Source organism: Streptomyces sp. 378, assembly GCF_030124145.1.
In the GTDB taxonomy this organism is placed as follows: Bacteria; Actinomycetota; Actinomycetes; order Streptomycetales; family Streptomycetaceae; genus Streptomyces.
In genome coordinates this window covers 99,976-113,320 of record NZ_JASKMS010000019.1, presented here as the reverse complement: position 1 = coordinate 113,320, position 13,345 = coordinate 99,976, and the positions used below count along the sequence as shown (strand labels likewise).

Below are 13,345 nucleotides of genomic sequence, written 5' to 3'. Positions count from 1 at the left end.
ACGCCCCATTCTGCAGACAATCCGCAAAATACTCCGCCCGGCCGTGTCCTCGGCACGTGTCAGGCGGTTATGTCGTGCTGGGGAGCTCCGTGTCGGAGCCAAGGAAGCAGGAAAGCAATGCGCGTTGGAAGTTTCGTGTTGGCGGCCCAGTTCCCCGGCCAGGGCGAGGGGGAGGCACTGCACCGGGCGGTCCGTTCGGCCGAGGTGGCCGAGGAGGCCGGGCTCGACACGGTCTGGCTGGCCGAGCACCACTTCGTGCCGTACGGCACGTGTCCGTCGGCCATCACCCTGGCCGCTCTGCTGCTGGGCCGCACCCGCCGCATCCGGGTCGGGACGGCGGTCAGCGTCCTGCCCACCGTCCACCCGGTGGCCCTCGGCGAACAGGCCGCGTTGCTGCACCACACGAGCGGCGGCCGTTTCACGCTGGGCGTCGGGCGCGGCGGCCCCTGGGTCGACCTGGAGGTGTTCGGGGCGGGTCTGGAGGCGTACGAGAAGGGGTTCCCGGAATCCCTGGAGCTTCTGGTGCGGTGGCTGCGCGATTCGTCCGTGGCCGCCGACGGGGAGCGCTTCCGCTTCCGTGCGGTCCCGGTGGTGCCGCGGCCGTCGGAGGCCCTGACGGAAGGACCGGGCCCCGAGCTCGTCGTCGCCTGCACCTCACCGGCGAGCGTGCGGCTGGCCGCCGAGCGAGGTCTGTCGATGCTGCTCGGCATGCATGTGGGGGACGAGGAGAAGGCCGAGATGATCGCGCTGTGGCGGCAGCACGCGCGCGCGAGCGGACGCTCGGCGCAGGAGATCCACGGCGCGTCCCATGTGTCGGCCGGCGTCTGCCAGATCGCGGACCGGCGGGTCGACGCGGCGGAGACGCTGATGAAGGCCATGCCGGGCTGGCTGAAGCAGGGCCTGGAGGCGCATGTCACGGTCGACGGGCGCACGCGCCGGATGCGTGACCCGCTGGCGTACACCGAACTGCTCTGCGGGCTGCACCCGGTGGGCACACCGCGGCTGTGCGCGGACCGGCTGGCGGCGACCAGCGAGCGGACGGGCATCTCCCGCTTCGCGCTGCTCGTCGAGGGCTCCGGAGACCTGGCGGCGACCGAGGAGAACGTGCGGCGGCTGGGCGCCGAGGTGCTCCCCCAACTCGTCTGAGGGCGCCATGGATTCCTGGGGGCTTGCCGCTCCGGTACAGAACTGCACCTCCCGCGTACGGAGCGGCAAGCAAGCGGTACGTCAGCAGTCCCGGAACTCAGGTGACTGGTTCAGCACCTGACTGCGGACCGAGGTGAAACGACCCAGCTTCTCGTCGACCGAGGAGTCAAGCGGGAACACGGCTACCCGGTGGCAGTTCTGGAAGGCCAGACGCACACCGAAGTGCCGCTGCAGCGCGCCGCGTATCGCGTCACTCGCAAGCGCACGCAGCAGCTGGCCGCGTGCCTGCTCGTCCGGCGGAGGCGTCTGGTTGTCGGCGAACGCACCGCCGTCCACCTTCAGCTGGGCCACCAGGGAGCTGATCATCTCCCACGCATAGGGCAGGGAGGTCCGGACGCAGTCGACGAATTCCGCTTCGTCGACCTCGCCTCGCTCGGCCTGTTCGAGTAGGGCCGGTGAGACGTCGAGCGACATGAGTTCTCCTCTCGCACCCCCAACGAGCAGGGGTTGCCTGACAGATAGGGGAGTTCGCGATACCGGACACGCTGCGTACACGCACCGCGACCCCGTTCCTACGGTAAGCAACGGACGGTGACGGCACCAGGAAAATGCGCAGATGAGACACTCCCGGTGAGCACACCATGCACACAATCGGCCATTACTGAACACGTGTTTTCCAGGGCGAATCGCGTGGACAGGTGCCCGTCGAGTAGCGTTGCCGACCATGCGTCTCGTCATTGCCCGCTGCTCCGTGGACTACGCCGGGCGGCTCACCGCCCACCTTCCCTCGGCCCCGCGCCTGATCCTGGTGAAGGCGGACGGCAGCGTCTCGATCCATGCCGACGACCGGGCCTACAAGCCCCTGAACTGGATGTCGCCGCCGTGCACCCTGAAGGAGGGCACCGGCGAGGGAGAAGGCGTCTGGACCGTCGTCAACAAGGCGGGTGAGAAGCTCATCATCACGATGGAGGAAGTCCTTCACGACTCCTCGCACGAACTGGGCGTCGATCCCGGCCTGATCAAGGACGGCGTGGAAGCACACCTCCAGGAGCTGCTCGCCGACCGCATCGAGACACTCGGCGAGGGCTACACGCTGATCCGCCGCGAGTACCCGACGGCCATCGGGCCGGTCGACATCCTGTGCCGGGACGCCGACGGCAAGACCGTCGCGGTGGAGATCAAGCGGCGCGGTGAGATCGACGGCGTGGAGCAGCTCACCCGCTATCTGGAGCTGCTGAACCGCGACCCCCATCTCGCCCCGGTGCGCGGCGTCTTCGCGGCCCAGGAGATCAAGCCCCAGGCGCGCGTTCTCGCGACGGACCGCGGCATCGGCTGCCAGGTCCTCGACTACAACGCGCTGCGGGGCATCGAGGACGACAAGCTGCGGCTGTTCTGACAGCCCGTACGACGACGAGCAGGGCCGGGTCCGTTGCGCGGACCCGGCCCTGCTGTCCGTAGGGGTGTCAGATCACCGTCTCCGAGCCGCTCGGCGTCCCGGTGGCGCTCTGCGACGCGCTCGCCGTGGTGCTCGTGGGAGCGCTCGGCGCCGGGCCGCTGGCCGAGTCGGAGGTGGACGGACTGGTCGTCGGCGGCTCCGAGGTGGGCGGCTCGGAGGTGGGCGGCTGCGAGGTCGGCGGCTCGGACGTCGGAGGCGTGGACGTCGGCGGCTTCGACGTCGCGGGGGGCTTGGACGTCGTGGGCGGCTTCGATGTGGACGGCGGCTTCGAGGACGACGGCGACTTCGACGGTGACGCGGAGCCGCTCGGGTCCCGCGAACCGCTCGGGGTGTCCGTCGGCGTCGGGTCGTCCGACGTGCCGAGTGTGCCGTCCGGGCCGGGGTCCGTCGGGCGGCTGGTCGCCGCACCGGTGTCGCCGCCGCCGTCGTCGTTGGCCGCCGGATCGGCACCCAGGCTGCCGTCACCGACGTCCTGGCTGGCGGACGGGTTGACTCCCACCTGGTCCGACGGCGGGTTCTGCTCGTTTCCGGAGGTGGCGCCGAGCGTCACCACCGTGCCCAGGACGGCGACGAGCAGGGCTCCGGCACCGGCGGACACGAGGTTGCGCCGGGCCAGGCCCTTGAGGCCGCCGCGGGCCGCCCGCGAGGGCGCGGGCGAGCTGCGGTGGGTGACCAGGGCCGGCGAGGCCGGCGGCTGGAGCGTGGGGAAGGCCGCCGGGACACCGCCGGGCGGGGACGCCGACTCCTCGCCGCGGGCGTCGGGCACCTCCTCCCCCGCGGTCGGGCCGAGCCCGAGCGGTGTGCCCGAGCGGTCGGCGACCAGGGCGAGGGCGCGGCGGCCGGCGACGGTGCCGCGCTTGTCGGCGAGGGCGCCGCGCAGGCCGATGGAGGCCTCCAGTTCGGCGCGGGCCCGGTCGAGCTGCCCCCCGCACAGGGCGAGGACGCCGAGCTCGTGGTGGAAATAGGCCTCCTCGGCGACGTCCCCGGCGAGCCGGGCGGCCTCGGCACCGGCCCGCAGGACCCGCTCCCAGGCGCTCCAGTGCAGTCCGGCGGCGAACGCGGGGGCGGCGGTGCGGGCCAGGTGCACGGCCGCGCTCTCCTCGCCCTCGGCGGGCGGGCGGGTGGCCGGTGCGAGAACGGCCAGGGCGGAGAGGATCGCGTCGGCCTCGGCGCACACGCGTTCCGGGGTGACCGAGGGGTGCCCGGCCCACCAGGAGTAGTGCTGGGCTGCGCTGCGGGCACCGGCCTCGGCCTCGTCGGCGTATCCGGCGGCCTCCAGCTGGGCGGGCACGCCCGCCGCGAGGCGGTAGCGGGAGCCGACCGGGGAGACCAGGCCACAGGAGGCCAGTTCGCCGAGCGCGGCGTCCGCGTGGGTGTCACCGACCAGGGCGGGCAGATGCGCCTGGTGCGGGACCTCGCCGCCGAGGGCGACCGCGAACCGCAGCGTGGCGCGGGCGGAGGCGCTCAGCCGGGAGGCGAGCAGCGGCGCGGGCGCGGCGGCCTCGCCGAGCGCGGGCAGCGGCACGTCGTCGCCGAGGTCGTAGGTCTCGGCGGTGTCGGCCGGGGGCGCGTCCTCGAAGACACCGAACTCGTCGACGGCGCCGGTGCCGGCGCGCAGCCGGTCACGTTGCCGCAGCAGGGCGCCGGCCTGGACGAAGCGCAGCGGCAGGCCCTCGGACTCGAACCAGAGGTCGCCCGCCCAGTTGGACTCTTCCTCGGTGAGGGACCGGCCCACCGCGTGCTCCAGCAGGTCGAGCCCGGCCGCGCGCTCCAGCCCGCCGAGGAGGACCTCCTCGACGCCGGCGCCCGCTGAGGGAGCGGGCACGTCCGGGGCGGCGCCGAGCAGGAAGGCGCACTCGGGGGTCGCCTCCAGCAGTTCGTCGAGCGCCGCACCGCCGAACTCCAGGTCGTCGACGACGACGACCGCGCCGATGTCCCGGACGTGGGTGAGCAGGTCGTCCCGGTCCGGGCGGTGCAGCGGGGCGTTGTACACCACGTGGAACAGGTCGTACAGCAGGTCGTCGGAGGTGCGGCCGAAACCGTTCAGGCGGACGACGCCGTCGGGGGCGAGGTCGGAGCAGTCCTCGGCGACGAGGTCGAGCAGGCGGGTCCGGCCTGAGCCGGCCGGACCGGTGAGGCGGGTGGAGCGGCCGCGGGCGAGCAGGCGCACCAGGCGCTCGCGTTCGTCCTGGCGGGCCAGCAACGGCAGGGCGGTACGCGCGGGGCCGGGCGGTACGGGCGGGCGGGCCGCGCGGTCGGCCTCGGCGCGCTCGGCCGCGGTCAGCTTCACGGGCCGCGCGGGCCGTTCGGCGGGCGGGCAGACCTCGATCTCGCTGCCGTCCACGGGGTTGACGGTCAGCAGGAAGTCGCCGGAGACGAGCTGCACGGTGCGGGCGAGCGCCGGCGCGTGCTGCGCGAAGTCGGGTGTGAGGGATTCCCTGGGAGGGCGCTGGCGCGGCACCGGGCCGTCACCGTCGTGGCCGTACTCCTCGGGTCCCCGGTTGTCAGGATCCATAGGTCAAAGCCCCCCAAAAGCGTGTGTGTGCTTGGAAAAGCCCCTCCCGGCCTTGCTGCACACCGCGCTGTCGCTTCTGGTCCGGTCCCGCTCGAAGGGTGTCAAGGCAGCGGGCAGCCGAACCCTAAACCTTCGCACAGTATCTACGACAGTCCGGGGTACCGCGCCGTCCGTAACGTCACGGTCTCGTGAGGATTGTGCGCGTCGCACGATGTGACGACATGCGTCCGGGTCTCCCCGGTCGCCCGGCTCACACCCGTACGAGGCGTCACACCCGGGGAAGCGACTCCACCCCGATGCCTCCCTCGATCGCCAGGATCCGGTGCAGGCGGGTGGCCACCAGCAGGCGCTGCATCTGCGGCGGTACACCGCGCAGCACCAGACGCCGACCGCAGCGGCCGGCCCGCCGGTGGGCCCCCATGATCACGCCCAGTCCGGTGGCGTCCCAGGAGTCCAGTTCGGACAGGTCCAGTACCAGGTCGCCGACTCCGTCGTCGACGGCCGAGTGCAGGACCGTACGGGCGTCCGCCGCGCTCCGGACGTCGAGGCGGCCCCCGACGACCAGCTCGGCGTGGTCGCCCCTGATGTGCATATGCGCTCCCCGTGCGTGCGAATCGTGCTCCGCGTTCCGATGTGGGTGATGCAACCTCTGACTGTGTGGAGGAGTCAGAGGTTGCTTCCTGTAAGCGAACCGATACCGAATTCACCCTGGCGTGTGATGCTGCCGGGGCATGTGCGGATTCAGTGCTTGTAGAAGCCCTGCCCGCTCTTGCGTCCGATGTCACCGGCGTCAACCATCCGGCGCATCGCCTCGGGGGCCGCGAACTTCTCGTCCTGGGACTCGGTGTAGATGTTGTTCGTGGCGTGCAGCAGGATGTCGACGCCGGTCAGGTCCGCCGTCGCCAGCGGACCCATCGCGTGCCCGAAGCCCAGCTTGCAGGCCAGGTCGATGTCCTCGGCGCTGGCCACGCCCGACTCCTGCAGCTTCGCGGCCTCGACGACGAGGGCGCAGATGAGACGGGTCGTCACGAAGCCGGCGACGTCGCGGTTGACGACGATGCAGGTCTTGCCGACCGACTCGGCGAACTCCCGGGCCGTGGCGAGGGTTTCGTCGCTGGTCTTGTAACCGCGGACCAGTTCGCACAGCTGCATCATCGGCACCGGCGAGAAGAAGTGCGTGCCGACGACCCGCTCCGGGCGCTCCGTCGCCGCCGCGATCTTGGTGATCGGGATGGCGGAGGTGTTGGAGGCCAGGATCGCCTCGTCCTTCACGATCTTGTCGAGCGCACGGAAGATCTCGTGCTTGACTTCCAGCTTCTCGAACACGGCCTCCACGACCACGTCCGCGTCGGCCGCGGCGTCCAGGTCGGTGGTCGCGGTGATGCGGGCCAGGGCGGCGTCGGCGTCGTGCGCCTCCAGCTTGCCCTTGGCGACGAACTTGTCGTACGACGCCTTGATGCCGTCGGTGCCCCGCGTCAGCGCCTCGTCGGTGACGTCGCGCAGGACCACCTCCCAGCCCGCCTGCGCGGACACCTGGGCGATGCCGGATCCCATGAGGCCGGCTCCGATGACGGCGAGCTTCCGTGCCACTGTGCGACTCCCCTGACGCGCTGCTTTGTCTGCCTCTCGGGCGGACACTAGCGCTCGTGAGGTGGCATGCGGCTGACTTAGTAACGCGTTTCACGTCTCATGGAGTGAGACCCGTGTCACGTCCCGCAGGACGGACTCGGCGATCCTCCCGGCGGCCTGAGCCGAGGGGATTGCGACCCCAGCGGTCGGAGCGCTATTTCCTTGCGGTTTGCGCTGGTTGGCGCTTCACAGACCGGCCGGCGCCGAGGTCTCCACACCCTGTGACCGCTTCGCATGATGACTCGATACCGACTCGACCGCGCTCCGACGAGACCGCGGGTCCGGCGGTGCCGGTCTCCACCAGAAGGCCGACGTACCAGTGCTTGCCTCCGAGACCGAAGGGTGAGGAGGTGAGCCCATGACGCGAACGTCTAGATTGGCCACATGGTCAATCTGACGCGCATCTACACCAGGACCGGTGACCAGGGCACCACCGCCCTCGGCGACATGAGCCGGGTCGCCAAGACCGACCTGCGGATCTCCGCGTACGCCGACGCCAACGAGGCCAACGCGGCGATCGGCACCGCGATCGCGCTCGGCGGCCTGGACGAGGACGTCGTCACGGTCCTCACCCGCGTCCAGAACGACCTCTTCGACGTGGGGGCGGACCTGTCGACGCCGGTGGTGGAGAACCCCGAGTTCCCACCCCTGCGGGTCGAGCAGTTCTACATCGACAAGCTGGAGGCGGACTGCGACCGCTTCAACGAACAACTGGACAAGCTCCGCTCCTTCATCCTCCCCGGCGGCACCCCCGGCGCGGCCCTGCTCCACCAGGCCTGCACGGTCGTACGCCGGGCGGAACGCTCCACGTGGGCGGCGCTGGAGGTGCACGGCGAGGTGATGAACCCGCTGACGGCGACCTATCTCAACCGCCTCTCCGACCTGCTGTTCATCCTGGCCAGGACCGCGAACAAGGAGGCCGGAGACGTGCTGTGGGTGCCGGGCGGGGAGCGCTGAGGCGCCCCTGAAAGGGGCGCGGGGAACTGCGCGACCGGTGACGACGCTCGGGAAGCCGGGTTCCCGGCCTCAGCGGTCCACCCTCTGCTTCTCGATCGTCGCCCCGGGTTCGCCCTCCGGCGCCTTCCGCGGCCAGATCAGATAGCTCAGCGCGACCAGTCCGTGGATCCCGGCCGCACGCCAGGCCACGTAGCGCCAGCTCTCCAGCGAGGTGACGCGGCTCGGGTCGTCGACGTACCAGATGGCCAGCTGGAGCAGCACGGTCGCGACGACGGCCGCCGTGAGGGTGCCCAGCCACACCGTGCCCTCGTGGCGCGCCCGGGCCATGCCGTAGCGGGGTGGGCCGATCGGTTTCGGGGCGCCGCCCAGCCGGTGGGCCGCGTGGCCGTCGAGCCACTTCACGGTGCGGTGGCCGTGCCCGACGGTGTAGCCGATGTACAGCGCGGCCAGGCCGTGCGTCCAGTTCGGATCCGCACCGTTCTTCAGGTCCAGCGCGGTGGCCACCAGCAGGACGACCTCCAGCAGCGGCTCGCACAGCAGCAGGCCCAGCCCCAGCCGTGGCATGTGCAGCAGGTAGCGGGTGCCCAGGCCGGCCGCCAGCAGCACCCAGAAGCCGATCTCGCAGACGGCGATCAAGGCGACGATCACGGTTCGCTCCTCTCGGTCACCCTTCCAGGCTCCCGGTCGGCACGGCCCGGGTCGTCGTCGCGACTGACGAACCCGCAGTACATCGAAGGATGCAGCCGGGGACCCTCCGCGGGGATCACGCGCAGGGCACGACGGCCGTGTTGGATGGTGACATGGCCGTACGACTCCCCCGTCCCCGGCGTTTCGACGTCTACGTCGCGCTGGGCGGTCTGCTCGGCGGGCTGCTGCTGTGGGGCGTCGGCCTGGCCACCCGGCCGCACACCGAGGCGTACGTCATCCTGCCCGGGCGCTGGCCGCTTCTGCTGCCGCTCGTCGTCATGGCGGGCTGCGAGTTGCTGCGCCGGAGCGCTCCCCGCGCCGCTCTGCTGATCGGCACGCCCGCAATCGTCCTGGACACCGTGACCCAGGGCAACCTGGTCACGATCCTGATGTACACCGATCTGATGTACGCGGCCGTCCTGTACGGCCCGCCCGCGTCGGCCCACCGCATCCCGCGGATCACCGGGCTGCTCTCGGTGGCCGCGGCGGTGGTGCCGTTCGCGATCTGGCGCGAGCCCGAGGCGCTGCTGATCGGCGTGATCACCGGCCTCGTGTCCTTCGGCCCCGCCGCGACCGGCCTGATCGTGCGCAACCACCGCGACGCGGCCGAGGCGGCCTGGCTGCGCGCCGAACAGACCGCGCTGCTCGCCGAGATGGACCGCACCCAGGCGGTCACCGCCGAACGTGCCCGGATGGCCCGCGAGCTGCACGACATGGTCGCCAACCACCTGTCCGCGATCGCCATCCACTCCACCGCCGCGCTGTCCCTCGACGACCCGAAGACCTCTCAGGAGGCGCTCGTGGTCATCCGCGAGAACAGCGTGGAGGGGCTCGCCGAGATGCGGCGGCTGATCGGCATCCTGCGCGACAGCAGCGGCGACGTGGAACCGTCCGCCGCTCCCACGCTCGACGGTCTGGGCGCGCTGGTGGAGGGCGCCCGCACCAACGGCCTCGACGTCACCCTCGACGCCGAACGGAGCGAGGTGCCCACACCCGTCGAGCTCGCCGCCTACCGCATCGTGCAGGAGTCGCTGACCAACGCGCTCAAGCACGCCGCCCCGGGCCGGGTCACCGTGTCCCTCGCCCGGCGGGACGGCTCCCTCGTCGTCAGCGTGACCACTCCCTACGGGGACCGGGACGCCCCGCGCGCCCCCGGCTCCGGCGCGGGTCTGGTCGGCATGAGAGAACGGGTGGCCCTGCTGGACGGCACCTTCGAGGCCGGCCCGGAGGACTCTCCCGACGGGAAGATCTGGGCCGTGCGCGCCACCCTCCCCGTTCACGACACCGTCGAAGGAGACATCGCATGATCCGCGTCCTCGTCGCCGAGGACCAGTCCGCCGTCCGCGCCGGGCTCGTCCTCATCCTGCGCAGCGCGCCCGACATCGAGGTGGTCGGCGAGGCGGCGGACGGCGAGCAGGCGGTGGCACTGGCCCGGGAGCTGCGGCCGGACCTGGTGCTGATGGACGTTCAGATGCCGCGCCTGGACGGGGTGTCGGCGACCCGGCAGGTGGTCGCGGAGCGGCTCGCCGACGTGCTGGTACTGACCACCTTCGACCTCGACGAGTACGTGTTCGGCGCGCTGCGCGCGGGCGCGTCCGGCTTCCTGCTGAAGAACACCGAGGCGGCGGATCTGCTGGAGGCGGTGCGGACGGTCGCGCGCGGGGAGGGGCTGATCGCCCCGGCGGTGACCCGGCGGCTGATCGCGGAGTTCGCGGCGAAGCCCGTCCGGGAGCCCGCGGCCGATCCGGCCGTGCTCGACCAGCTGACCCGGCGGGAGCGCGAGGTGCTGGCCTGCCTCGGCGAGGGCCTGTCCAACGCAGGCATCGCGGTGCGGCTCGACATGGCCGAGGCGACCGTGAAAACCCATGTCAGCAGGCTGCTGGGGAAGCTGGGGCTGCGCAGCCGGGTGCAAGCCGCGGTGCTGGCTCAGGAGTTGGGAATCTGAGCCCGGTTCCGCCCGTGGTGGTCCAGACCTATTGACCGGTGGTCCAGACCTTTCTATTCTCACCGCACCACGAGTGGCGTGAGGCTCAGTCACGCCCCCCACAACTCCATCAAGGAGGCGCAGCATGCGCTTCAGACACAGAGCCGCGGCAGGGTTCGCGACCCTGTTGCTCCCGCTGGCCGGCCTCGTCGGCCTGGCGAGCCCGGCCCAGGCCGCGACGTCCGCCACCGCTTCCTACGCCAAGACCCAGGACTGGGGCTCCGGCTTCGAGGGCAAGTGGACGGTGAAGAACACCGGCACCACGACCCTCAGCTCCTGGACCGTCGAGTGGGACTTCCCCTCCGGCACCTCCGTCACCTCCGCCTGGGACGCCGACGTCACCTCCTCCGGCACCCACTGGACCGCGAAGAACAAGTCCTGGAACGGCACCCTCGCCCCCGGCGCCTCGATCTCCTTCGGCTTCAACGGCTCCGGCACCGGCTCCCCCGCGAACTGCGAGCTCAACGGCGGCAGCTGCGACGGCGGCACCACGGAACCCGGCGACAGCGCACCGAGCGCCCCCGGCACCCCCACCGCCTCGGACATCACCGACACCTCGGTGAAGCTGTCCTGGTCCGCCGCCACCGACGACAAGGGCGTCAAGAACTACGACGTCCTGCGCGACGGCACCAAGGTCGCCACCGTGACGGGGACGTCGTACACCAACACCGGCCTCACCTCCGGCACCGACTACTCCTACTCCGTCCAGGCCCGTGACACCGCCGACCAGACCGGCCCGGTCAGCGGCTCCGTCCGCGTCCGCACCACCGGCGGCACCACCGATCCCCCGCCCACCGGCGACAAGGTCAAGCTCGGCTACTTCACCGAGTGGGGCGTCTACGGCCGCAACTACCACGTCAAGAACCTGGTGACCTCGGGCACGGCGTCGAAGATCACCCACATCAACTACGCCTTCGGTAACGTCAAGAACGGCCAGTGCACCGTCGACGACACCTACGCCGCCTACGACAAGGCCTACACCGCCGACCAGTCCGTCAGCGGCACCGCCGACACCTGGGACCAGCCGCTGCGCGGCAACTTCAACCAGCTGCGCCAGCTGAAGGCGAAGTACCCGCACATCAAGGTGCTGTACTCCTTCGGCGGCTGGACCTACTCCGGCGGCTTCGGCCAGGCCGCGCAGAACGCCGCCGCGTTCGCCAAGTCCTGCAAGGCCGTCGTGGAGGACCCGCGCTGGGCCGACGTCTTCGACGGCATCGACATCGACTGGGAGTACCCGAACGCCTGCGGCCTGACCTGCGACACCTCGGGCCCGGCGGCCTTCAGGACCCTCTCGCAGGCCCTGCGTGCCGAGTTCGGCCCGAACTACCTGGTCACCGCGGCCATCACCGCCGACGGCTCCTCCGGCGGCAAGATCGACGCGGCCGACTACGGCGGTGCAGCTCAGTACCTCGACTGGTACAACGTGATGACGTACGACTACTTCGGCGCCTTCGACAAGGACGGCCCGACCGCCCCGCACTCCCCGCTCACGTCCTACCCGGGGATCCCGCAGGCGGGCTTCAACTCGGCCGACGCGATCGCCAAGCTGAAGGCCAAGGGCGTCCCGGCCAAGAAGCTGCTGCTCGGCATCGGCTTCTACGGCCGCGGCTGGACCGGCGTCACCCAGTCCGCCCCGGGCGGATCGGCCACCGGCGCGGCTCCCGGCACGTACGAGGCGGGCATCGAGGACTACAAGATCCTGAAGAACTCCTGCCCGGCCACCGGCACCATCGCCGGCACCGCCTACGCCCACTGCGGCAGCAACTGGTGGTCCTACGACACCCCGGCGACCATCGCGGGCAAGATGAGCTGGGCCAAGAACCAGGGCCTGGGCGGCGCGTTCTTCTGGGAGTTCAGCGGCGACACCGCCAACGGAGAGCTGGCGACCGCCATCGACAGCGGCCTGAGGTAGCCCGGATCACAGAGAAGTTCGAAGGGTCGTAGACCCTGGGCGACCTTGACGCTCCTCCAGGCTTCGCCCGGGGGACCCCCACCCAGCGGGTGAATGCGGCTACGCCACATTCACCCGCTGTCCGGGCGGGGCCGCCTCGAGCCACGCGAGGAAACCGGTCAGCGCGTCTTCACTCATCGCGAGCTCGAGACGCGTGCCCCGGTGCAGACAGGCCAGGATCACATGGTCGGAGAGCAGCGCCAGCTCCTCCTCGCCCTCCGGCACCCGGCGGCCGGCCACCTCGATCGCGGAACGCTCCAGGACGCGACGCGGGCGCGGCGAGTACGAGAAGACGCGGTACCACTCGACGCGGTCACCGTTGTAGCGGGCCACCCCGTACGCCCAGCCCTTGCCGCTCCGGTCGCCCTCCTCCGGGGTGTCCCAGCGCAGGCTGGCGTCGAAGGTGCCGCCCGAGCGCTGGATCAGCCGGCGGCGCAGGCCGAAGACGAACAGGCCCACCACCACGAGGGCCACCACGATTCCGCACACAGTCAGAGCGAGGACCATCGACACCGACCTCCTCGTCTCCTAGGTAACGGAACGTAAAAATCACCCACATCCGCCTCAGCCGCGGCTGGGTCCGGATCTCTCCGGTACCCAGCCGCGGCTGAGTGACGTCATCACACGGCGGACTGTGTCAGCGCGCCGCCGTCGCGGCCCGCAGACGGACGTCCGCGCGGCGCCGGGCCTCCGCGTCGTCCTCCGCCTTCGCGCGCTCGAGCTCCTGCTCCACGCGCTGGACATCGATCTCGTCCGACAGCTCGGCGACTTCCGCCAGCAGCGAGAGCTTGTCGTCCGCGAACGAGATGAATCCGCCGTGCACGGCGGCGACGACCGTCCCGCCCTCACTCGTACGGATGGTCACCGGGCCCGACTCCAGCACACCGAGCAGCGGCTGGTGACCGGGCATGACGCCGATGTCGCCGGACGTGGTGCGCGCGACGACCAGGGTGGCCTGGCCGGACCAGACCTCACGGTCGGCCGCGACCAGCGCGACGTGCAGCTCAGCAGCCAAGGGTG

The 13,345-nt window shown here is 71.2% G+C and carries 13 protein-coding genes; 6 read left to right on the top strand and 7 right to left on the bottom strand.

Features of this window, described 5'->3' with window-relative positions; all coding sequences use genetic code 11:
- Positions 1-117 precede the first annotated feature (117 nt).
- Positions 118-1,146 carry an LLM class flavin-dependent oxidoreductase gene (locus QNO09_RS24680; protein WP_283972422.1) on the top strand — a complete coding sequence of 343 codons (1,029 nt, stop codon included), beginning with the start codon at positions 118-120 and terminating at the stop codon, positions 1,144-1,146.
- Between the two features lie 81 nt (positions 1,147-1,227).
- On the opposite strand, the gene QNO09_RS24675 is transcribed toward QNO09_RS24680, so the two are convergent.
- Positions 1,228-1,620 (bottom strand): SCO5389 family protein, encoded by a 393-nt coding sequence (locus QNO09_RS24675; protein ID WP_030246492.1) that lies wholly within the window; start codon positions 1,618-1,620, stop codon positions 1,228-1,230.
- Between the two features lie 250 nt (positions 1,621-1,870).
- On the opposite strand from QNO09_RS24675, the gene nucS reads away from it, so the two are divergent.
- A complete protein-coding gene (nucS, locus tag QNO09_RS24670) occupies positions 1,871-2,542 on the top strand; it encodes an endonuclease NucS (protein ID WP_283972421.1) in 672 nt (223 codons plus the stop codon).
- 67 nt (positions 2,543-2,609) lie between these two features.
- Here nucS and QNO09_RS24665 read toward each other — a convergent pair whose 3' ends face one another.
- The 3 genes from QNO09_RS24665 to QNO09_RS24655 all read right to left on the bottom strand — a co-directional run bounded on the left by QNO09_RS24665 (position 2,610) and on the right by QNO09_RS24655 (position 6,707).
- Positions 2,610-5,117 (bottom strand): ATP-binding protein, encoded by a 2,508-nt coding sequence (locus tag QNO09_RS24665; protein ID WP_283972420.1) that lies wholly within the window; start codon positions 5,115-5,117, stop codon positions 2,610-2,612.
- 268 nt (positions 5,118-5,385) lie between these two features.
- Entirely contained in the window at positions 5,386-5,709 is a 324-nt protein-coding gene (locus QNO09_RS24660; RefSeq protein ID WP_186284954.1) for an STAS domain-containing protein, read from the bottom strand.
- 149 nt (positions 5,710-5,858) lie between these two features.
- Complete coding sequence (locus QNO09_RS24655) at positions 5,859-6,707, bottom strand: 3-hydroxyacyl-CoA dehydrogenase family protein (protein WP_283972419.1); 849 nt, start codon at positions 6,705-6,707, stop codon at positions 5,859-5,861.
- Between the two features lie 423 nt (positions 6,708-7,130).
- Between QNO09_RS24655 and QNO09_RS24650 the strand changes: the two genes are divergently transcribed.
- Complete coding sequence (locus QNO09_RS24650) at positions 7,131-7,703, top strand: cob(I)yrinic acid a,c-diamide adenosyltransferase (protein WP_283972418.1); 573 nt, start codon at positions 7,131-7,133, stop codon at positions 7,701-7,703.
- A gap of 69 nt (positions 7,704-7,772) precedes the next feature.
- Here the strand turns inward: QNO09_RS24650 and QNO09_RS24645 are convergent, their stop codons facing one another.
- Positions 7,773-8,351 carry a hypothetical protein gene (locus QNO09_RS24645; RefSeq protein WP_283972417.1) on the bottom strand — a complete coding sequence of 193 codons (579 nt, stop codon included), beginning with the start codon at positions 8,349-8,351 and terminating at the stop codon, positions 7,773-7,775.
- A gap of 152 nt (positions 8,352-8,503) precedes the next feature.
- On the opposite strand from QNO09_RS24645, the gene QNO09_RS24640 reads away from it, so the two are divergent.
- The 3 genes from QNO09_RS24640 to QNO09_RS24630 all read left to right on the top strand — a co-directional run bounded on the left by QNO09_RS24640 (position 8,504) and on the right by QNO09_RS24630 (position 12,286).
- Complete coding sequence (locus tag QNO09_RS24640; protein WP_283972416.1) at positions 8,504-9,697, top strand: sensor histidine kinase; 1,194 nt, start codon at positions 8,504-8,506, stop codon at positions 9,695-9,697.
- Complete coding sequence (locus QNO09_RS24635; protein WP_283972415.1) at positions 9,694-10,335, top strand: response regulator; 642 nt, start codon at positions 9,694-9,696, stop codon at positions 10,333-10,335. The genes QNO09_RS24640 and QNO09_RS24635 overlap by 4 nt, the downstream gene beginning before the upstream one ends.
- A 124-nt stretch (positions 10,336-10,459) precedes the next feature.
- Positions 10,460-12,286 (top strand): glycosyl hydrolase family 18 protein, encoded by a 1,827-nt coding sequence (locus QNO09_RS24630; RefSeq protein WP_283972414.1) that lies wholly within the window; start codon positions 10,460-10,462, stop codon positions 12,284-12,286.
- 99 nt (positions 12,287-12,385) lie between these two features.
- On the opposite strand, the gene QNO09_RS24625 is transcribed toward QNO09_RS24630, so the two are convergent.
- The gene (locus QNO09_RS24625) at positions 12,386-12,832 is read right to left on the bottom strand and encodes a DUF2550 domain-containing protein (RefSeq protein WP_031140706.1); all 447 of its coding nucleotides are present in this window, start codon (positions 12,830-12,832) and stop codon (positions 12,386-12,388) included.
- A 130-nt stretch (positions 12,833-12,962) separates the two neighbouring features.
- Positions 12,963-13,340 carry a F0F1 ATP synthase subunit epsilon gene (locus tag QNO09_RS24620; RefSeq protein ID WP_283972413.1) on the bottom strand — a complete coding sequence of 126 codons (378 nt, stop codon included), beginning with the start codon at positions 13,338-13,340 and terminating at the stop codon, positions 12,963-12,965.
- Between the last annotated feature and the right edge of the window lie 5 nt (positions 13,341-13,345).